The organism is Streptomyces californicus (assembly GCF_000717645.1).
Classification (GTDB): domain Bacteria; phylum Actinomycetota; class Actinomycetes; order Streptomycetales; family Streptomycetaceae; genus Streptomyces; species Streptomyces californicus.
On record NZ_JNZZ01000016.1, the window covers coordinates 1 to 19,703 of the forward strand.

General features: G+C 70.4%; 20 protein-coding genes and 1 pseudogene. 13 read left to right on the forward strand and 8 right to left on the reverse strand.

Annotated elements, in window-relative coordinates; translation table 11 throughout:
* Nucleotides 1–515: helix-turn-helix transcriptional regulator (locus IF19_RS0120435; protein WP_346009382.1), on the reverse strand; the 515-nt coding region annotated here is incomplete at its 3' end.
* A 93-nt stretch (nucleotides 516–608) separates the two neighbouring features.
* Here IF19_RS0120435 and IF19_RS0120440 point away from each other — a divergent pair.
* Nucleotides 609–3,374, forward strand: a complete 2,766-nt coding sequence (locus IF19_RS0120440) for a DEAD/DEAH box helicase (protein WP_078580762.1) — start codon at nucleotides 609–611, stop codon at nucleotides 3,372–3,374.
* Nucleotides 3,371–3,649, forward strand: coding sequence for a hypothetical protein (locus IF19_RS1000000138695; protein ID WP_050494077.1), 279 nt, complete (start codon nucleotides 3,371–3,373; stop codon nucleotides 3,647–3,649). The genes IF19_RS0120440 and IF19_RS1000000138695 overlap by 4 nt, the downstream gene beginning before the upstream one ends.
* Nucleotides 3,650–4,384: 735 nt before the next feature.
* Here the strand turns inward: IF19_RS1000000138695 and IF19_RS0120450 are convergent.
* From IF19_RS0120450 to IF19_RS1000000137445, 3 genes are all read right to left on the reverse strand, one after another.
* Nucleotides 4,385–4,882 carry a hypothetical protein gene (locus IF19_RS0120450; RefSeq protein WP_030278045.1) on the reverse strand — a complete coding sequence of 166 codons (498 nt, stop codon included), beginning with the start codon at nucleotides 4,880–4,882 and terminating at the stop codon, nucleotides 4,385–4,387.
* 154 nt (nucleotides 4,883–5,036) lie between these two features.
* On the reverse strand, nucleotides 5,037–5,225 hold the full coding sequence (locus IF19_RS0120455; protein WP_030117685.1) for a hypothetical protein: 189 nt from the start codon (nucleotides 5,223–5,225) through the stop codon (nucleotides 5,037–5,039).
* 608 nt (nucleotides 5,226–5,833) lie between these two features.
* Complete coding sequence (locus IF19_RS1000000137445) at nucleotides 5,834–5,980, reverse strand: GNAT family protein (protein ID WP_191044664.1); 147 nt, start codon at nucleotides 5,978–5,980, stop codon at nucleotides 5,834–5,836.
* Between the two features lie 15 nt (nucleotides 5,981–5,995).
* On the opposite strand from IF19_RS1000000137445, the gene IF19_RS1000000137740 reads away from it, so the two are divergent.
* The 10 genes from IF19_RS1000000137740 (at nucleotide 5,996) to IF19_RS0120505 (ending at nucleotide 16,881) form a co-directional block, all read left to right on the forward strand.
* Nucleotides 5,996–6,172, forward strand: coding sequence for a hypothetical protein (locus IF19_RS1000000137740; RefSeq protein WP_169749622.1), 177 nt, complete (start codon nucleotides 5,996–5,998; stop codon nucleotides 6,170–6,172).
* A 100-nt stretch (nucleotides 6,173–6,272) separates the two neighbouring features.
* Complete coding sequence (locus IF19_RS1000000135465; RefSeq protein WP_050494078.1) at nucleotides 6,273–8,024, forward strand: threonine/serine exporter family protein; 1,752 nt, start codon at nucleotides 6,273–6,275, stop codon at nucleotides 8,022–8,024.
* Nucleotides 8,025–8,198: 174 nt separating this feature from the next.
* The gene (locus tag IF19_RS1000000137450; protein ID WP_109981233.1) at nucleotides 8,199–8,429 is read left to right on the forward strand and encodes a hypothetical protein; all 231 of its coding nucleotides are present in this window, start codon (nucleotides 8,199–8,201) and stop codon (nucleotides 8,427–8,429) included.
* Nucleotides 8,430–8,557: 128 nt separating this feature from the next.
* On the forward strand, nucleotides 8,558–9,841 hold the full coding sequence (locus IF19_RS0120475; protein WP_223857831.1) for a YcaO-like family protein: 1,284 nt from the start codon (nucleotides 8,558–8,560) through the stop codon (nucleotides 9,839–9,841).
* A complete protein-coding gene (locus tag IF19_RS0120480) occupies nucleotides 9,820–10,542 on the forward strand; it encodes a TOMM precursor leader peptide-binding protein (protein WP_030117688.1) in 723 nt (240 codons plus the stop codon). The genes IF19_RS0120475 and IF19_RS0120480 overlap by 22 nt, the downstream gene beginning before the upstream one ends.
* The gene (locus tag IF19_RS0120485; protein ID WP_234313309.1) at nucleotides 10,526–12,232 is read left to right on the forward strand and encodes a hypothetical protein; all 1,707 of its coding nucleotides are present in this window, start codon (nucleotides 10,526–10,528) and stop codon (nucleotides 12,230–12,232) included. Before IF19_RS0120480 ends, IF19_RS0120485 begins: the two co-directional genes overlap by 17 nt.
* Nucleotides 12,223–12,939 (forward strand): nitroreductase family protein, encoded by a 717-nt coding sequence (locus IF19_RS0120490; protein ID WP_030117690.1) that lies wholly within the window; start codon nucleotides 12,223–12,225, stop codon nucleotides 12,937–12,939. The genes IF19_RS0120485 and IF19_RS0120490 overlap by 10 nt, the downstream gene beginning before the upstream one ends.
* On the forward strand, nucleotides 12,936–14,702 hold the full coding sequence (locus tag IF19_RS0120495; protein ID WP_030117691.1) for an ABC transporter ATP-binding protein: 1,767 nt from the start codon (nucleotides 12,936–12,938) through the stop codon (nucleotides 14,700–14,702). The genes IF19_RS0120490 and IF19_RS0120495 overlap by 4 nt, the downstream gene beginning before the upstream one ends.
* A 29-nt stretch (nucleotides 14,703–14,731) precedes the next feature.
* A complete protein-coding gene (locus IF19_RS0120500; protein WP_234313310.1) occupies nucleotides 14,732–15,817 on the forward strand; it encodes a hypothetical protein in 1,086 nt (361 codons plus the stop codon).
* An 86-nt stretch (nucleotides 15,818–15,903) separates the two neighbouring features.
* Nucleotides 15,904–16,881, forward strand: a complete 978-nt coding sequence (locus IF19_RS0120505; protein ID WP_223872250.1) for a glycosyltransferase family protein — start codon at nucleotides 15,904–15,906, stop codon at nucleotides 16,879–16,881.
* A 195-nt stretch (nucleotides 16,882–17,076) separates the two neighbouring features.
* On the opposite strand, the pseudogene IF19_RS1000000138350 reads toward IF19_RS0120505, so the two are convergent.
* Nucleotides 17,077–17,217: pseudogene (locus IF19_RS1000000138350) on the reverse strand (IS630 family transposase); the annotation flags it as partial.
* Between the two features lie 235 nt (nucleotides 17,218–17,452).
* Nucleotides 17,453–17,926, reverse strand: coding sequence for a hypothetical protein (locus tag IF19_RS0120515; protein WP_030117694.1), 474 nt, complete (start codon nucleotides 17,924–17,926; stop codon nucleotides 17,453–17,455).
* A 65-nt stretch (nucleotides 17,927–17,991) separates the two neighbouring features.
* On the opposite strand from IF19_RS0120515, the gene IF19_RS0120520 reads away from it, so the two are divergent.
* Nucleotides 17,992–18,771 carry a hypothetical protein gene (locus IF19_RS0120520; RefSeq protein WP_199807296.1) on the forward strand — a complete coding sequence of 260 codons (780 nt, stop codon included), beginning with the start codon at nucleotides 17,992–17,994 and terminating at the stop codon, nucleotides 18,769–18,771.
* Nucleotides 18,772–18,877: 106 nt separating this feature from the next.
* Here the strand turns inward: IF19_RS0120520 and IF19_RS1000000137745 are convergent, their stop codons facing one another.
* Both IF19_RS1000000137745 and IF19_RS0120530 read right to left on the reverse strand, forming a co-directional pair.
* Nucleotides 18,878–19,030 carry a hypothetical protein gene (locus tag IF19_RS1000000137745; protein ID WP_156095461.1) on the reverse strand — a complete coding sequence of 51 codons (153 nt, stop codon included), beginning with the start codon at nucleotides 19,028–19,030 and terminating at the stop codon, nucleotides 18,878–18,880.
* 95 nt (nucleotides 19,031–19,125) lie between these two features.
* On the reverse strand, nucleotides 19,126–19,599 hold the full coding sequence (locus tag IF19_RS0120530) for a hypothetical protein (RefSeq protein ID WP_030117696.1): 474 nt from the start codon (nucleotides 19,597–19,599) through the stop codon (nucleotides 19,126–19,128).
* Between the last annotated feature and the right edge of the window lie 104 nt (nucleotides 19,600–19,703).

Below are 19,703 nucleotides of genomic sequence, written 5' to 3' on the forward strand. Positions count from 1 at the left end.
GTCGGCGGGACAGCCGGGGCGGTGGGCTGGCACATCGCCCCTGAGTGGAGCGGGCGGCCGTCCGTGGACTGGTAGGTGGTCTCGACGCCGCAGCGGACGCACGGGCCGGGGTCGCCCTCGATCGCGCGGCCGTCCGGGCCGCGCAGCGTCTCCAGCCCGACGAGCGCCGCCGGAACCGGGACCGGGGCGGGGGCCGGGGCCGGGGGCTGTGGGGCGCTCGGCTGGGCGGCGGCCAGCAGCTCCGCGACCGGGTCACCGGGCGCGCCGGGGGCGGGGTGGAGCTCGGCCAGGCCCTCCAGCAGGCGCAGGTAGGGCAGGCGGCCGGGCGGGGTCGGGTCGCTCTTCCCGGCCTCCCAGGCAAGGACGGTGCCGCGTGCGACGCCGACCGCCTCAGCGACCTGGGCGCGGGTCAGTCCGGCTGCCTCGCGCAGCCGCAGCCGCTCCTCCGGGGGTGGCATCGCCTTGCTCAGTCGGGCCTCTTCGAGCAGCGACTCAACGCTCACTTTCTCATTCACGAGAAAAGTGTATCACCACTGACCTAGGTTTGATGCTAGATTGTGCAGCAGACGTACCGGATATGGACAGCGCGTAGCGAGGAGCATAGGGGCATGCAGCAGACACCACAGGGGGAACAGCCCGGAGCCACCCCCCGGCCGGATGAGGCCGGGGGTGTTGACGCGGCGACGTGGCTCGGGATCACCCTCCGCCCCCACCAGGCGGAGGCCGTGAGCGCGGCCGTGCTCGGGCTGTCCCTCCCCCGGAACGGGGCGGTGCCCGTGGGCGGGGTGCGCGGTCAGCTCCACATGGCCACCGGCACGGGCAAGACCGTCATGGCGGCCGTCGCCGCGCTGCGGCTGTGCCCGGCCGGGGTGATCGGCGTGCTCGTCCCGACGCTGGACCTGCTGACGCAGACGGTCGAGTCGTGGCGCAGGGCCGGGCACACCGGCCCCGCCGTCGCCGTCTGCTCGCTCGGCACGGACCCGCTGCTGGAGGCGCTGGGGGTGCGCTGCACCACCAACCCGACACAGCTCGCCCTCTGGGCCAGCAGCGGCCCGATGCTGGTGTTCGCCACGTACGCGAGCCTGGCCGGGCAAGGGCTGGCCGACGACCTGGACGACGCCGACGACGAATCCCTCGGCGTGCTGGAGACGGCGCTGCGCGGCTCGTACGGGCAGAAAATGGCGCCCTTCGACCTGGTGGTGGTGGACGAGGCGCACCGGACGTCGGGCGACGCCACGAAGAGCTGGGCGGCCATCCACGACCAGGCGCGCTTCCCCGCCGCGCGGCGCCTGTACATGACCGCGACCCCGCGCCTGTGGGCTGCCGGCCCCGCCGCGGCGGTATCCGACGACAACCCGGCGACCGACCCTGACGGCACGTCCGGCGGTGGTGAGGCGCTGGGCGGGCGGGTCGTCGCCTCGATGGACGACACCGCCCTGTACGGGCCCGTCCTGTACGAGATCGGCCTCATGGAAAGCGTCGAGCGCGGCGTCCTGGCCCGTTTCGAGATCGACGTGCTGGAGATCCGCGACCCCGCCCTGCTCAGCGAGAAGGCCAGCACCGAGGAGCGGCGCGGCCGGCGGCTCGCCGCGCTCCAGGCCGCGCTCCTCAAGCACGCCGACGAGAGCGGCGTGCGCAGCTACATGACGTTCCACTCGCGGACGTTGGAGGCGATGAGTTTCGCGCGTGCGCTGCCGGAGACGGCCGCGCGGCTGCATGCGGCCGACCCCGCCGCCTACCCCTCCCGCGTCGGCTCCGACTGGCTGTCCGGAGAGCACGCGGCCGCCCACCGCCGCGACGTCCTCACCCGCTACGCCGACGGCCTCGACGCCGAGGGGTGGGTGTGCGAGCTGTCCTTCCTCGCGTCGTGCATGGTCCTCGGCGAAGGCGTCGACATCCGGGGCGCACGCGGTGTCGGCGCGGTCGTCTTCGCCGACACCCGCTCATCGCCCGTGGAGATCGTGCAGATCATCGGGCGGGCCCTGCGCCAGGAGCCCGGCGAGGGCAAGGTCAGCCGGATCGTGGTGCCGGTCTTCCTGGAGACCGGCGAGGACCCCGGCGACATGATCGCCTCCCCCAGCTACCGGGGCTTGGTCGCCATCCTCCAGGGCCTGCGCAGTCACGACGACCGGGTCATCGAGCGCCTGGCCCTGCCCACCACCACCGCACGCGGCACCATCACCTCCGTCCTCGCCCTCGACCCGCAGGCCCCGACCGACACCACCGACCAGGACCAGGACCAGGACGAGGACGAGGACGAGGACGAGCGGGCCGACGACGGCGAGGAAGCCGCACCCGCCACCGACGATCGGGACGACCAGGACGACGACGAGGAGACCGACGCGGCCCCCGGCATCACGGCCAGCAGCACGACGCCGCTGCTGCGGTTCTCCCTCCCCCGCGAGGACGTCCAGGGCGTCGCGCTCTTCCTGCGGACCCGAGTCCTGCGCCCCGAATCCGAGATCTGGCTCACCGGCTACCAGGCACTGCGCACCTGGGTCCGCGAGCACGGCCACGCCCGCGTCCCCCGGACCGCCACCGTCGAGCTGGCCGACGGCCGCGTCTTCGGGCTGGGCCAGTGGGTCTTCCGGCAGCGCCGCGCACTCAAGGAGGGCACGCTCCGCCCCTGGCGCTACGACCTCCTGACCGAGACCGGCATGATCTGGGAAGTCGCGGACGCAGGCTTCTGGCGGGTCGTCACCGCCGCCCGCACCGCCTTCGGGACCTACCGGACGCTCGCCCTGCCCCGCTCCCTCGTCATCGACGGCGTACGCATCGGGCAGGCGCTCACCAACCTGCGCCGCCCCGGCGGACTCGGATCGGACCCCGTACGGGCCGACGAGCGCCGCCGGGCCCTGGAGGCCATCGACCCGGAGTGGTGCCCGCCGTGGCCGGCGGACTGGCAGCGCGCCTACGCCGCCACCCGCGACCTCCTCAGCGAGGAGCAGGGCGCGATCCGCGCGGACACCATCCTGCCCGGCAGCACCGTCCACGGCGTCGACGTCGGCGCCTGGCTCACCCGGCAGGCCGACCCCACGGTGTGGGCGGGACTGCTGCCCGAGCAGCGCACCCGCCTCCAGACCCTCGGCCTCACACCCCCGCCCGCCCCCGCCCCGAAGCCGAAGCCGAAGCCGGCGGCGACGCCGACGGTGTCCACGTTCGAGCGGGGAATCGCCGCGCTCGGTCAGTACGCCGCCCGGGAGGGACACCTGAAAGTCCCTCGCCAGCACATCGAGACCGTCGTCATCGACGGCCAGGAGTACGAGGTCAAGCCCGGGGTCTTCCTGTCCAACAGCAAGACCCGCCGCACCCGGCTGACGGATGGTCAGCGCGCGCGGTTCGCCGCGCTCGGCCTCGACTGGGCCGCCGAGTGACCGCCCTCGCCCTCACCGTGGCGCTGGCGGCCGGGTACCTCCTGGGCCGCCTGCGCCCCTGGCGGCGGCTCGGTGACTGGACCGCCGACCAGATCCGCCACACCGGACCCTGGGCCAGGGGCGGACACCTCCGCCAAGCCGCCCTCGCCCTGGCCCACCTCCTCACCGCGCCGCGCACCAGCCTGCGCACCCCGAGCAACCACCCGCCCCCCGCACGCGACCCCGACTGGGCCGCCCACCGCACCCGCCCCCCGGCCGAGGGAAACCCCACGTGAGCACCGACCGCTTCCGCCGCGCCGAGAGGATCGCGGCGATCCTGGCCGATCCGGAAGTACAGCGCATCGGCGCACTGATCCAGGACGAGGAGACCCGGGCCGGGCAAGAGCTCAACGCCGAACTCCAGGTCCTCCAGGACCGGTACGAGACCGCTGTACGCACGGGAGACCTCACGGTCCTCACCCAGGTGTGCGGGGGGGAAGCACGGCCGGTGGGGGCGCATCTGCGTACAGGACACCGGCCACGAGACCCGCACTCCGCACTGGGGCACCACTCCCGACGGCACACCGGTCGCCTGGATCGGCAGCGCACCCGACGACGACTGACCCCACGCACGCGTCCGACAGGCGGGGCCGGATGCAGGTGGCAAGAGCCGCCACCGGCACCCGGGGTCCTGGCCGTACTCTGGGGACCCGGACCTCACCCGTACACCCATACGGCACGAGCTGACCTGCACCCTACCCACCCCGGCACGGACTTCCCCGTCCGCCTGACCCGCCGCCCGCACCCGTGGCATGCTCAACCCGTCTTACCCGCCCCGCACGGGGGTGGTCCTTGCAGAGGCCCCAAGTGGGCTTGTCACCCTCAGAGTCCCCGCGCGTGCGGGGGTGGTCCGATCAGAACGACACCGTGGGCGCCGCAGATGCGACGGTCCGGCAGCAGCCCCCTTCCCGCCGGGTGCGGGGGTGACGCCAGCCTCAGAGGGGGGCCGCCGTACGGCGGCCCCCCTTTCCTCATGCCCGGGTACCCGCACCCGGGGTCCCGGGGATGTGGGCGGCGGCGTGAGCGGTGGCGAGGCGTGCGTACGTGAGGGCCTGGGCGACGGTCGACAGGACAGCGGCGGCGAATCGCGGGTCGCCCTTGTCCGCCGTCGCCACGGCGAGCGCGGCGGGAAAGACAAGCTGGGGCCGGGGGTTGGTCATCTCCCACTCGACATGCCCGATCGCCTCGGCACCGAGGGGCTGGGGGACGAGGAGAGTGGCATGCGCGCGGATCTGCCGGTGCAGCATGGTGCTGTCGGGGTCGCGGTCGAGGTGGTCCTCATGACCGGCCGTCACGTGGATGTCGTAGCCGCTCCACCGGTAGCGGGCGGTCCCTGACGGGGTGAGCCGGACCTCGGCCAGCGGGGCGGCGGGCACCATCGGATCGGCCCGCCGCAGGCGGGGATACGCGGCAGCAAGCGCGGCCACGGTCGCGTCGAGGGGATCTTGCGTGGGGGTGAGGTCGGACATGGCGGGCCCTCCTGCCGCGAGGGGACGGGGATGCGCCCAGACCCGCACACGGAGTGCGGCTGGCTTGAGACGCCGTCCCCGCGTACGCGGGGCAGAAGGCCGGGACTGCCCGGCTCTCACCAGCATGCCCGGCGGCAGCCGCGCCGGTCCACGGTCACGCCGGGGTGACGCGCATGACGGTCAGCTCCGGCCTCGGGGTCGTCGGACCCTCCAGCACCACCGCCCAGCACTCCCCCGTCTCAGCGCCCCGCCGGGTCGCCGCCCGCTGCTCCCGCAGCGGCAGCGCGTCGAAGACCCGCGCCAGGCGGGCCCACTCCTCGGCCGCGCCCGGCCGGCGGAGCATGTGCCAGATCTAGCCGTGCATCCTTCCCGAGCCGATTGGTCTGCTTCTGCAGCCAAAAGGATGCTAAGCACACGCTTCAGGGTCCGGAGAGGACGTGGCGTGAACGAAACCCGTCGCATCACTGCTTCGCCGTACACCGCCGACGCGGACGCACAGAAGCGTCTACGCAGAACCTGCGTTGGGTGCGCGACTGGTGGATCGGTGGTCGCAGTCCGCTGCCGCCCGGGAGCAACGATCAACCCTGGATGATGGAATGGCAGAAAACCGGCGTGCTCGATGCCGAGGTCCCGCCCTGCTGATCGAGCGTCCCCCGAGGGGTCGGTCAGGCTGGATCGTGCAGGGCGTCGGCCGCGTGCACCTTCTGTGGATGCAGCCGGTCAGCTTCTCATCGTTGCGGCTCCGGGACCCGGAGTCCACCTGCGGCCTTACTCCCTCCTCCCGTCACCGCCTCATGCTGCCTGGCGGCGCGTACAGCGCAAGCGCACGGCCGGCTACGAGTGCCCCGGCTCAGGCCGGGTGTATCGACCCGCCCCAGTACCTCGGCATCGCACGCCCGCGTACCGCTGCCGAGGCCACGGTGGCAGTGCGGCTCTGGGTGAGTTCACCGGTCACCGCTTCTCTACTCGCCGGGGGCCGGGCTCGTCCTGCTGGTACTCGTGGTCGAGGATGGAGTGGGTCACCGAGTCCCGCCACTGGCCGGCGCGCTGGATGTGCTCGCGGATGTAGCCCTCCTCGGTGAGGCCGGCGCGTTCCATTGTCCGGGCGGAGGCGTGGTTGTGCCCGGCGTCGTCCTCATGAACGGCGGCGGCTTCGACGGCCCCGAATGGTCCGCCCGGGTCTCCCTCGCCAACCTCGACGACCTCGACGACCTCAAGATCGGCCACCACATGCGGACCGTCTTCGAGCAGTACGTCGAGGAATGGCAGGGGTCCTCGACCGGGAACTGACCGCCGCCGCCCCACAGCTGTCGCCGTACCGGACCCCGACCGGTACGGCGACGCTCCGTTCCCGCCAATCCGCCGGCCAACCCAGCACCCGGAGTTCCGCATGCCCCGCCCGCCGCACCCCGCACCCCACCCGGCCGGCGAGCACGACGCCACCAGCACCGCCCTGGCGAAACTGCTGCGCGGAACCCCCTACGAACACATCTCCTTCCCCGCAGCGCGCGTTGTGCCCCGCACCGAGGCCCAGAGCATCCTCGCTCTGGCCGCCCAAGTCGGGCGTGCTCTGTTCCGGGCCGGGGCCGAGACCCAGCACATCGAAGCGGCCGTCCTCGCCGTCGCCGCCGCCCAGGGCATGCGCGAGGTCACCGCCGACATCAACGCCCGGATCATCACGCTGCAGTACATCTCCCAGGGTTACGACCCGCTGGCCCTCATGGAGGTCATCGGCTCCGAGGAGACCCGCAACCTGCGCCACCTCGCCCAGCTCGACCTCCTCGTCCTCGACATCGCCGCAGGCCACCACACCCCCGACCAGGCCCGCCAAGCCCTCGATCGGGCTGAGAACAGCCCCGCACCCTCGTGGTGGCAGTCTCAGGCCGGCGGCGCGCTCCTCTCCTCCATGCTGTGCCTGCTGGCCGCCGGGACCCTGCGCGCCGCCCTGATACCCCCCGTACTCTTCCTCGTCGCGGCCGCCGTGGAGCGCGCTCTCGCCGTCACGCGCCTGGCCGGATTCTTCGTGACCGCCGCGCGCGTCGCCGTCCTGGTGGCCCTCGTCACCGCGCTCGTCGGCCTCGGCATCTACAGCCATTCGGAAGCGGCCAGCACCCTGGCCGGCAACCTCATCCTCGTGCTTCCGCTGTTCGCCATCGTCTCCCTGGCCGAGGACATGATCAGCGGATACCGGGCCATGGCCGCCGCCCGCGCCATCAGCCTGCTGTCCTTCTTCACAGCCCTGGCCACCGGCTTCGCCTTGGTCGCCTTCATGCTCCGCAACACCGAGAGCGACGCGCGCTCCACCACCCTCCTCGCCCTGCCCGTCGCCGTCTCCCTGCTCACCGGTGCCGTCGGCGCGCTCGGCAACACCTTCTACATGGGCGGCACCTGGCGCTTCGTCCCACCCGCGTGCGCCCTCGACTCACAGCTCCCGGTCTTCCTCGCCACCGGACTGGCCACCTGGGCCATGGGCTTCGCCACCGCCCACCTCGCCCGCCGCACCCCGCACTCTTCCGGAAGGAGAGAACTGGCCTGCAGCATCCACTGCCTCGTGGTGCACACCGAATGTCTCAGCCGTACCGCAGCACACGACCACCCTCAGCGCCTACAACAACACGCGTTCAACCTCAGCAGCCAAGCACCGACCCCTTGCGGCCCTGAAGACATTCCGCGAAACCGGCGACGCACGGACGCACTGCTTCCGGGCATACACCCCAGGCAGGCAAGGTCTGGCTCCAGTTTCAACCTAAAAAATGATATTCCAGGGCCCCGCCCCCGTCACCACCAGGTCTTCATCACGGTCAAGGTACTGGAGCCGACCGACTCACCGTTTCCCCCTTCGACTGTGGCGGCCATAGGAGTCCTTCCGGCTCAAGAGGTGACGCCCGTCCGTCAGATTCCTGCAGTGCTACAGCCGGGTCAGCGCTCGCGGAACGTAGCGGGAACGCGTGGCGACCCTCGGACATGCAGGTGGGAGGCGGCCATCCCGGTGTTGCCCGGGCTCGACCGCCCCGAGGTCGGCGTGAGTCCTGGCCCGCTCCGTGGTCTATCTCGTTTACGAAGCAATCGGCTCTCACTCTCATCCCTCACCAGGGGAAACAGCCGCAGTGCCCTAAAATCACTATCCGATGGTCCGTCATAAACCTTTGCACACATAAAAGCCGACGGCGCAACTGTTCGGCACCTCATATTTCCTTCACACCTTCTTGAGCTTGGACAGTGATCAGCGACCCTATGTTGAGCCTGACTCCGGTGCGCCGATCAGACACTTTTGCACCAGAGATGACGTGCTGTTCGCGAGAGAAGGGAAGAGCAGATGCTTGACACCGATCCAACGCCAGGAGGGGCGGTCGACCTCGTCGTCGGCGACGCCGACGAGTCCTGGGAGGACCTCGTCCGCGATCTGATCGCGGGCCCGGCGGACCCCTCACGCATCCTCACGGACTGCGGTGGCAACGGCTGTAACTGTGCCGGCTGTGTCGGCTGCGGTCTGAACTGCATGAGCGGCGGCTGGAAGTGCGCTACGTGTGGCAGCGCGTGCTGCTAGTTCCTTACCTGGCCGGCCCCGTCGGTCGAGGCGGTAGGTAGCGAATCGGCCCGTCGGCGGTGGTACCGCCGACGGGTACCACCCGGACAAGGAATCCGTGTTCTTTACCTGACCTGGATGACGTGAACATGAAACAGCTTGACCCGCTGCTCTCGCGCTACGGCGTCGTCGGGGACGCCTTCGACCTCTCCCCGTCCCGCTATCGAGGTCTGCCGGAGCTGAGCTCCTACGGTGTCGATCTCGGCAGCGCATTCCCGGGCTTCGAGGCACATTCGGACGACCGAGTTGTGGCCGGAGGACATGCGCTGGGAGACAAGGACAGGGCACGCCTGCTCGCCATCGCCGAGGGGTGCGAGCGCTACTCGGGGGCGCAGTTCGGCACGGAAGGCGTAGTGACCGCCGCCGCGCACGATCTCGATGGCAGGGTGCTCGACTGGTCGCGTATTCCGCGTCTGTCCGACGCGGAGTACGCGCATCCGCAGTGCCCCCTCGTTCCGTTCGATCCGGCCGCACCGATCAGGTGGGTGCGGGGGGTGGATCTCCGGGACGGAGACCCCACCTGGCTGCCGCTCTCCATGGCGGCCTACCGGTCGGGGCGCCGATTCCCGGCCGAGCGCTTCGTAGCGAGCATCTCGACGGGCTGCGCCGTGCACACCGATCCCGCGAGCGCTGTCTTCGGTGGCATGAGCGAGGTCGTCGAACGGGACATGATCGCCGTTCTGTGGCTCCAGAAGCTGCCGCTGCCGCACATTCCCTTCGACGTGCTGGATGAGCGGGAACTCACCCTGACCGCGTGGGCGCACGACCGCTTCCTCGACACCGTGCTCCTGGATGCCACCAGTGACATCGGTCTGCCCACGGTGTACTGCCTGCAGACCGCGCCGCATGACCAGACGATACGCACCATGGTCGGGTGCGGCACCGGGCTCACGATTCAGGATGCCGCGTACAAGGCGTTGCTGGAAGTCACCTGCTTCCGCGATTCGCTGCACGCGGAGTGGGAGGAGCCCGAGTCCTTCGCCGACTACACCGATATCTCGGACGGCGCGAAGTACATGGGCAAGCCGGAGAACGCCGGGCACTTCGCATTCCTCACCGACGACCACCCCGACCGGCCCTCGTTCCAGGACCGCGGCCGTTACGCCGCCGATGTCACTGAGGGGCTGACCCGCGCTGTCCGGAGGTTCGCCGAGCTGGACATGCCGGTGATCGCCGTGGACCGGACGACGACAGAACTTGCCTCGGTCGGACTGTACTCGGCGACCGTGGTCATCCCGGACCTGCAGCCCATGTCCCTGGTGCCGCTCGCCCAGTATCACGCGCATCCTCGGCTCTACTCCGCACCTGCGGCCATGGGATATCGCGTACTGCCTGTCGAGGAGTTGAACCCGTGTCCGCAACCGTTCGCCTGAACCGTCTGTCCGTCCTCGGTACCGGGGCTTTCGGCGCCCGGGTGTCCGAACTGCTGCCGAACATCTCGGGCCTGGCCATCACCCGGGTCGGTCCGGAGATTACCGGCGACATGCTCGCCGATACCGATGCAGCCGTGCTGGTACTGGACCATCCCGCCCGGCGCTTGGCACGCCGATTCCGGCAGATGGCCTCCGAGACCGGAAAGCCGTGGCTCCTCGTGGAGTTCGATCACCCCGTCATCAGAGTGGGACCGTACTTCGATCCTGCGGCCGACCCCTGCCTGGACTGTTTTTACGCCCGTGAGGACCAGCACGCCGATAAGCCGGCGCCCCTTCAGGGATCCGCACACAAGCACGAGCACAACCACGACCACGCCCACGCCCACGCCCACGCACCGGACTGTTCGCACGCCCCGGCCCCAGCGTCGGCGCAGGAAGGACTCGGCATCGAGGCAGCAGCCGGAGTCCTGCCGCATCAGGCCCGCATCGCCGTGGGCCTGATAAGCCTGTCGCTGGCCGAGCAGGTTCGCGGACGGGTGGTCACCGTCGATCTCCGCACGGCGGGGATCCGCTCGGACCAGGTGATCGGTTGCCACGGCTGCCCGCACTGCGGCGACGAGACCGAACGCACGCTCCTGTCGCAACAGCTCAATCACCTGTTCCGCACCGTGGGAGGCGTCACTCATGACGAGCACCGATAGTTCCCTCGCAGCAGGCGGTCTCCGGCCCAGGTTGCGCGGAGGGGTGGCGGTCTCCGCCGCCGACGGCCAGGTCGTCTTCTCGGCCGGACAGATACGCAAGAGGATCGGCGGAGGGGACGCCCTGCGACTCCTGCTGCCAATCGCGTCGGCGATGGACGGCCGCCGCACGATCGGCGACCTCGCCGAAGCGACGGACCTTCCGTACGAGGCAGTGGCCCAGGCCGTGGCACTGCTGGTGAAGCAGGGCCTCGTCCTCTCCGGGGAGGCCTCGTCGCCGAGCCCGCTGGCGGCCGGCGTCGTCGACTACCTGGAACTGAATGCCGGTACCTCGGCCTCGTTCCGCGACGCCTCTGAGGTACTGCAACGCCTGTCTCGATGCGCGGTGCTGATCGTCGCCCCACCGAGCCACACGGAAGCCATCCGCGACGACCTGGCGATGAGCGGCGTCGGAGCAGTGCACAGCGCGTCCACGCCGGCCGGGGTCGGAAACGAGGTGCTCGACAGCCTGCGGGAAGCGGCGGGCAGCCTCGTGGTGCTGTACGGCCCGCCCCGCCCTATTGACGGCACGGACGACTTCACCGACGACTGCGCGGCCCGCGACATCGCAGTACTGCACTACGCGGCGCACCAGGGGCAGGTCGATCTCGGTCCGCTGGTGCATCCGCGAGCGATGCCGTGCGGACGCTGCTTCACCAGCGGCTACCTCGCTGAGTTCGGAAGCGAACAGCCGGCCCCCGCCGACACCGCCACCGAATCGGTCGCCGCCGGACTGGTGGTGGGTGAAGCGCTGGCCTATCTGGCCGACATCGACAACACGCGCACCAGTCAGACCCTCGTCCGCTGGACCCTGCCGGACTCCACCGTGGTGCGGTACGCGGTCGCTGCCGAGGCAGGCTGCACACGGTGCGCGACGACGTCCCGCCGCTCAGGGGAGCATGCAACGGTACTTGAGGCGTACGAGGACATCGTCGCCGCGGACCCCCTCGCCGACCGGCCCCAGCTCCCGGTTACCGCCAGCCGGGAGAAGCGCCTGACGGCGCTGGGCAAGGAGCGCGAGTCGTTCGCCACCGCACCGGTGATACCACTGCCACCGGCGGCCAACTCCGTAACCCCGACCGGTGACGGGGTGCCAGCCGCGTCTGAGGCGGGCCCTTCCGGGACAGAGGGGAGCGCCGACACGGCGTTCGTCGCCGACCTGGCGGCGATGGTGGCGGGACGACGCGGGGACGGCGAACTCCTCAGATGGACCGCCTCCGGGGGAAACCTCGCGTCGGTCGAGCTGTATCTGATGTGCGCGGACACGGTCTCCGGACTGCCCGCGCACACCCTCCTGAAGTACGACGACATCGCTCACCAGCTCCTCGTCACCCGCCGGACCCACGGGCCCGCTCTGTGGCGGTCGATACTCGACGCGACCGGGACCTCGGACAGTCCGGACGTCGTTCTGGTCGTCGTGGGCGCGCTCTGGAGACTGAAGCTGAAATACAGCACCTTCGCTCTCAGGCTGGGACATCTCGACGCAGGGTGCGCCCTCGCGCAACTGCACGCGGTGGCCACCGACGGAGGAGCACGCCTCACTGTGAACGACCGCTGGCAGCCGACGCTGCCGACACTGCTGGAACTCAAGGAAGGCGAACAGGTCATGGCTGTGGCCGGCCTGTGGACCCCGCGGAGCGCGCGATGCCACTGATCGATGAGACCGAGCTGTGGTCTCTGGCGAAGCGGGCTCTAGCCCCCGCCGACCGCCCCGCCGAGCACATGCCTCCCGACGGGGCATCGGCCCAGGACACCTCCCGCATCTCCAGGAGCGTGCCGCTCCACGATGTACTGACAGCCCGTCGATCAATCCGCCGGTTCCGCCAGGATTCGGTGCCCGACACCAGCCTCGCCACCCTTCTGGATCTGGCCACGTCGACCGACCGGCAGATGTGGCCGCACGGTACGGCCGCAACCACCCCGCAGGCATGGCTCGTCAACGGCGTCACAGGCACCTCGGCAGCACGGCTGCGCCAGTACATCCCGCGGCGGTCCACGGCGGGCGAGCCCCTCTCGGGAGAGTTCACCGACCACGGAGACGGCCCCGAACCGGCCCTGCTCGCTACGCGTTACGCCCCGGGCCCGGCAACGATCCTGATCTGCGCGAAGATCACCGACGACATCGACACCGGGTCCGACGACGCCGGCGCGGACTACCGGCGGGCGCTTCTGCGTGCGTCGGCATTCGGCTACAACGCCTGGCTGTCGGCGGTCGCGGCGGGTCTCGGCGGCAGCGTGTACGGCCGTTCCTCACCCGAGGTGACCCGCATCGTGCGCCGGTACACCGGTACACCGGCGAGGCACCTGTTCACCCTTGTGCTGGGGCACCCTGCCGAAGCTCCGCAGGAGTCCGGGTCGTGAACGACAGCGAGCGGATACAGATGCGCGCTCTCGGCCGGCGCGTACTGCGGCGATTCGCCGCCCACAAGGGCGGCTTCGCGCTGTCCCTGCTGACCGTCGTGGTGTCCACGGGGCTCGGGATCAGCGGGCCGCTGTTCCTTCGCGTCATCGTCGACGAGGCGGTGCCCCAGCGCGACCGTGAGCTGCTGATGTGGATGTGTCTGGGCATGCTCGCCGTAGGGATCGCCCAGAGCGGCTTCTTCTACCTACAGAGCCGGCTGACGAACTCGATCGGACTCGGGGTGGTCCACGGTCTGCGGGTGGATGTGTACGAGCGAGTGCAGTCGATGCCGATCACCTTCCACGCCGGCCGGTCGGGAGCAGAGGTGCAGACAAGGCTGGCCAGCGACATCGGTGGCATCTCCGATGTGATCACCTTCACCGCCCAGCACGCACTCGGGGCACTGACGATGGTGATCACCATCGGCACCGCCATGCTCATCCTCAGCTGGCCCGTCGCCGTGGTGGCGATCGGTCTCACACTGGGGCTGGTCATCATGAACCAGCACTACGCCGAACGACAACGGCTCCTGGCTGTCGAGGCACAGGAGCACACATCGGAGATGATGCGCCTGACCGGAGAGCACCTCTCTCTGCCCGGGGTCCTCATGGGACGTACGCTGCGCTGCTGGGACGGCCAGCGGGACCGGTTCCGCGCGTCGTCGTCGGCCATCGCCGACCTGACGATCCGTGAGCGCTCCATGGCGACCAGCGCGGAGTCGATCATCAGCGTCTCCTTCGCGGCGATCCCGCCGGTGGTCTACTGGATGGCTGGCGGCGGCTTCACCAGCCTGTCGATCGGCACCGCGATCGTGCTGGTCGTGCTGCAACTCCAGCTCGCGCAGCCCATCCAGGCACTGCTCGGCCTGAGCACGTCCGTGCGGCGGTCACTGGCGCACTTCGACCGGATCTTCGAGTACATCGACCTCGGGCCGACGGCAGCCCTCCCCGCGCCGCGGAACCCCCACACCGGGACCCAAGTACCCGCGGCAGGCATCACACTGCGCGAGGTCTCCTACCGCTATCCGGAGAGCGGCAGGAGCACACTACGCGGGATCGACCTGGACTTCCCCGCCGGTTCCACCACCATCATCGTGGGTCCGACCGGCTCCGGAAAGAGCACCCTGGGCTACCTCATAGCGGGACTGCTGGAGCCCGGCGCCGGTACGATCCGGGTGTCCAGCGGAGATGAGAAGCCGTCCGAAACGGTCCTGCTGGTGCCCCAGGAGCCCGGAATCTTCAACGCCTCCTTCCGGGACAACCTCCTCCTCGCACGCCCTGGTGCCACCGAGGCCGAACTGCGTGAGGTGCTGTCCAGACTGGCCCTCGACGATCTCGTCTCCTCCTTCCCCGAGGGACTGGACACCTCGGTCGGCGAAAGGGGCTACCAGCTCTCCGGCGGCGAACGTCAGCGGCTCGGGTTGGCCCGCGCACTGCTGTCGGACGCACCCGTCGTCGTGCTCGACGAGGTGACAAGCGCTCTGGACTGGGCGACTGCACGAACAGTTCAGGCAGCACTGGAGGAACTGCGCGGCAACCGGACCACGGTCGTCATCAGCCACCGGCTGTCCGGAGTCAAGGACACCGACCGGGTGGTGGTTCTCGCGGAAGGGCTCGTCGCGGAGAACGGCACCCATGGCGAGCTCCGTACCACGCCCGGCCGGTACTCCGACCTCCTGCGCATGCGCGACGAGGACCTGTCCGAGGCGGGTACAACGCCATGAGTTCCCCCATCAGACTCTCTGCGGCGATCATGACCCACCCCGCCCGCAGGGCGAGAGCCCTCGCACTCAGGGACAGCCTTCCGGAGTTGAGCCTCCAGGTCGTCGAGGATCCCGACCCCTACGGCGCCGGCTCCTGTTCGGCGAGGACCGCAGTGCTCGCTTGGGGGACAGTGGCCCACCATGCCACCCACCACCTGGTCCTTCAGGACGACGCCGTTCCCGTCGCGGACCTGCGGGAACGTGTGCTGCGTATGGTCGGTGAGCGACCGGTCGCCGCGATCAGCCTCTACGCGGAATGGGCTTCGGCCACGTCGTCCGCCGTCCACCTCACGGCCTGGCTCGGACAACCCTTCGCCGAGGTGTGCGACCCGTACACACCCTGTATCGGACTCGTTCTGCCGGCGGAGGCGGCCCGTGAACTGGCGAGAGCGAGACCGGAGGTTCCGCAGGACGACGTCATGATCGCCGGCGTGCTGCGCAGGCTCGGGGTCCCCGAATACGTGACCGTTCCGAATCTGGTCCAGCACGCGACCGAGGTAAGTCTCACCGGCAATACCCCGATGGGGCTGCGGCTGGCCGCCTGCTACTCCACCGCACCCCACAGTGACACCGCGCCGGTGGTGGACGCCCGGGTGGACCTGCTGCCCTGCTTCTCACGCTCGTACGGAAGGCCGTACTACCTGGAACGGGACCCCGGCAGCGTCTCGGGCTGGTCACAGCGAGGTCTCCTCGAGACGCTGCGGCGGCGGGACGTGGACGTGGCCGCACTGCAACGCACGGCGGCACGCCGGTCGGCTGCTCTGCACCGGGCCGAACCAGATCTGCGGCCCGACATCATCATCAGCCTGTGGATCACCGCATGGCTGGGGGGTGCCGAACTCCGCCGGCTCCTCGGCGACCATGCCGTGGACCCGTCCGAGGTGCTCGACCGGAGACTGGGGCAGATAGCTCTGGCCAACATCGGGCCCGGAATCTTCGACCAGTACATGCTGCCGGAACGACTCCTGGAACTGTCACCCGTCCTGCAGACGTTCGCCCTTGCGGCGTTCACCGAGGGCATCACTGCGTCTGTCCGTGACGGGGGACTCCCCGACCACCGGTCGCTCAGCGGCTGAAGAGGAACTTACCGATGAGAGTCAATTTTGTCTCACGCGGTCATGGCTACGGCCACGCTGCCAGAGACCTGAGGATCATGGCCGCGATGCGCCAGGTGAACCCCGGGATACAGATCAGGCTGGCTTCGGCCGGGAGCGGAGCGGACTACTACCGCTCCCGCGGCGTCGAGGCCGTCGACCTCGGTTTCGACGACGCCGACGACATGAGTGAGGCCGCGAGTTGGCGCGTGTGGCGATTCCTGTACGAGCGTGCCGACGCCGACCTCGTGGTGAGCGACGAGTTCCTGACCGTACCCGGCTTCTGCCGCCATGTCCTCGACGTTCCGAACGTGCTGATCACGGACTGGTTCTTCGCCGAGTACGGCCAGCGCGACGCCGACTCGATCATGGACGACGCGCTGGAGGTGGTGGTCCCGGACTTTCCCGAGGCACATCCGGTCCCACCGGCCACGACCGCACCGGTGTGGTTCTGCGGACCCCTCGTGGACGCCTTCGCACCACAGCGGGCGGATGCCCGCAAGGCACTCGGGCTCGACGAGGACGCGCTCGTCATGACGGTGGCGGCGGGCGGTCGCCCAGACCGTATCGCCGCCCTGCGCATCCAGTTGCAGGCGCTCCAGGCGTGGAGCAGATACGCCGCCCCGACGGATCAGCTGCTCCTTTTGGCGGACCCGCCCCCCACACGCGGGCGAGCCCCCGCCACCCCCAACGTCCGATGGGTCGGGCGGACCGACCGGCCGGAGCTGTACTACCGGGCCGCCGATGTCGTACTGGCCGACGCGCTGGGCTTCACCGGCTGCGAACTCGTCGCCAACGGCGTGCCGGTCATCGCCTCCGTCACCCCGGACCCCGGCCGGGCGGTGCGCGCCGGATTCGCCGAGCGCATGGACATGCTGGAGCGGACCGGTCTACTGACCCGCACCCACGCCGACGAGGACCCCGCGGCCCTGTGGGACAAGGTGCGGGAAATGCGCAGCCGCTCCGATGATCCGCGCCCCGGGGGCGTCTGGGCCGACCCGTTGGATGTCGCCACCCGGATACTCAGCCACGGCCGTACGAGTTGAGCAGACGGTTCCGCGATCCCCTCGCACAGACCGATCCCCGGGAGAGTCCGCGCCCTGCTGGCAGTTGCCGAAGCGGAGGCCCTCGTCAGCGAGACCGTTCGACCACAGCGCGACGACGAACGGGGGGCCGGGCCTGGCGGTAGAAGGAAGGCGGCGGTGCGCCCCGCCGCCGGCGCAAGCCCCGTGTGGATGCCTCGCAATGGAGAGTCGGCGGCGGGAACGGCTGCGGACCTGGACCACCGGGGTGCGGCCGCGTGGCGACCATGTCTTCGCGTGCGACGGCGTCATGGAGAAGCCGGCTTCGTCCTCGAAGACCAGCCAGGCCCCACGGTTCGCGACGCCGCCTCGGTGCTGCTGGAGCGTGCCGCCCTGGACCAGGACTCCCGCAACCGGTGGAACGCGCTCCAGGCCGCCGTCGGCATCGGCTCGGAGCGCGCCCAGGTGACCGGCAGGCGGGTGTCCGTCCGGGGCACCGCCGCCACCGGTCCGGTCGTGGCGGCCAGGTACCCGCGGACTGTGGCGTCGTCCTCGGTGGGGGCGGCGTGCTGGAAGGGTACGCCGCCGTTGTGCGTCATGCCCCGTTCCGGTGCAGGAGGTGCCTGTCATTCGCGTCGCCCAGGGTCTGCTCGACGAACTCGGCGTGCTCGGCGCAGCTGTAGCGCAGGCGGTGCCAGCGGGGGAGGTGGTCGGGGTGGCTGGCGAAGCGCTGAGCGGTCTCCACGAGCCGGTTCCAGTCGGTCGGCAGGCTCTGGCGAAGGGTCTGCACGAGCCCCACCTGCTTGATGTCCCCCTCTGTGAGTTCGGCATCCCAGGAGACCAGGGCGTCGTCGAGATCGCGGCAGTCGGCGTCGATGGTCCGGGCGAGGTGCTCGGCTGCCCAGCGGGCGTCGGTTCCCTCCGGCTGTGCCCGGGCGATCTCGCCGAGGCGCGCGACGAGGAAGCCCTGCGGCGGCCCGACGTCGGCGGAGCGGAGGTCGTCGGAGAACTCCAGGACGACCGCCGGGGTGAGGAGCGCGGCGTGGTCGGGGATGACGTGATGGGTCATCGGGTTCCCTCCGAGGAGGAGGTGTTCGCCGGGGCCGCTTCGGCCGTGGCTACGAGCAGTTCGGCGTGCTCACGGTTGGAGGCACTGTTCCGGCGGGCCTGTTCGGCGCTGTCGCGGTGCTCGTCGGCATCACCGCCTCGACGCTGCGGGCCCACATCTCGCGCGGCAACAGCGAGGTGCCCCAGCCGCAGGCCCTGGTCGGTGGTCGTGACCAGTGGGCCCGGGCCGTGGCCGACGACTGGGTCGAGGCACGCCAGCGCTCCCACGAGGGCGTCCGGGCCACCATGTCCGCCGACGACCGCGACCAGTTGTCGCGCGGTGCTGCGGAGGTCCGCGACCACTTCGCCGCCGACTTCCACGGCACCCTGTGGGGGCGGCCGGACGTACGCAAGCGGTGGATCCTGCGCGCCCGCAACGAGGACTCCGTCCGGGAGATCGCCGACGCGCTGGCCTGGAACGTCGTCAGCAGCCTGGACCGCGTCCTGCCCACCCACCTCCTCGGCCACACCGTCGAGAACGCGGTGCTGCACGACTTCGCCGAGGCCATCGACCTGAACCGCGAGGTGCAGGCCCGGCCGAAGAAGTCGGCGAAGACGAAGGACTGGCTGCACCTGTGGGTCTCCCGGCCGGTGGCAGGGATGCTCGCCTGGTTCATCCGTCACCACCCCGAGTCCGCCCACTACTACATCGGCGAGATCACCCGCGAGTCCCACACGCGCTGGGACATCCCGGCCAAGGACACCCTTTCCACACTCCGCCAGTACGTGATCACGGAGGGCAATCTGAGCGTGGAGGACGCGGAGTCGTTCTTCGCCCTGCTCACCCCGCCGGAGAAGAACGACTGACCAGAGGTCCGACACAGCAGCGGAGCCAGGACCAGTGGCTCCGGGCCCCGTTCGTGACTGTAGCCGGGCTGACAGCGTCTCCCGGGGGGATGCCGGGCTGTGAGCCCTACCGGTTCGACGCCGCGGGCGGAAGCTCGCTCTCGCCGCGGCGGTTGTCCAGCCAGTTCAGCAACCGGAAGCCGCGCTCACTCTGTTCGGCGTTTCCGAACAGGGCGGCCGAAGCCGCTGCGGTGAAGATCGCCAGAACGGCGCCACCCACAACCTTCTGCGGGCCGGTGAGCTGGAGACCCGCAGGAAGTGGAGCGCTACCGGCTGCCGGAGGCCGAGAACCAGCGATCGCTTCTCACGCCGCACCTACAGGTCGAGCACCGCCCAGAGCCTGCGCCCGTCGTCGGCGGTGTCCGTCCCGCACGACACGGCCCCCAGCCTGGTCAGCGCCGGCAGGACCGCGGTGTCCGCGGCCGCGAGCCCCGGCCGATGCGACAGGGCCACGATCAGCGCCTGCCCGCTCTGGTCGGCAAGGTGCACGGACACCCGCCGGCCGCCGTCCGCGACAGCCGTCCGTACCAGCAGTTCCGTCAGCCCTGCCGCCGCGACGTCGGTCTCCCGGTACCCCCACTCGTGCAACCGCCCCAGAACGTGCGCGCACGCCTTCTTCGCGGACCACGGGGCGGCCTCCAGCGACCAGTTCGCCGACCGCCGATTCCGCACCTGCATCCGGGCCCTCGGCGTACCCGCCAGACTCGTCTCCGGGCGCGGCGGGGAGATCGGGCGCTTGGGAGGCGGCGTCTTCGGCGGGTAGTCCGGAGTGTGCTCAACGGCAGCCATCAGCGGCCTCCCAGCTCAGGTGCGAACCCTCATCGTAGAGCCAGGACACCCAAGCAGCGCCGGGAATCAGGTCAGCGGGCCCGAGCGATGGTGAGCATCCCGTG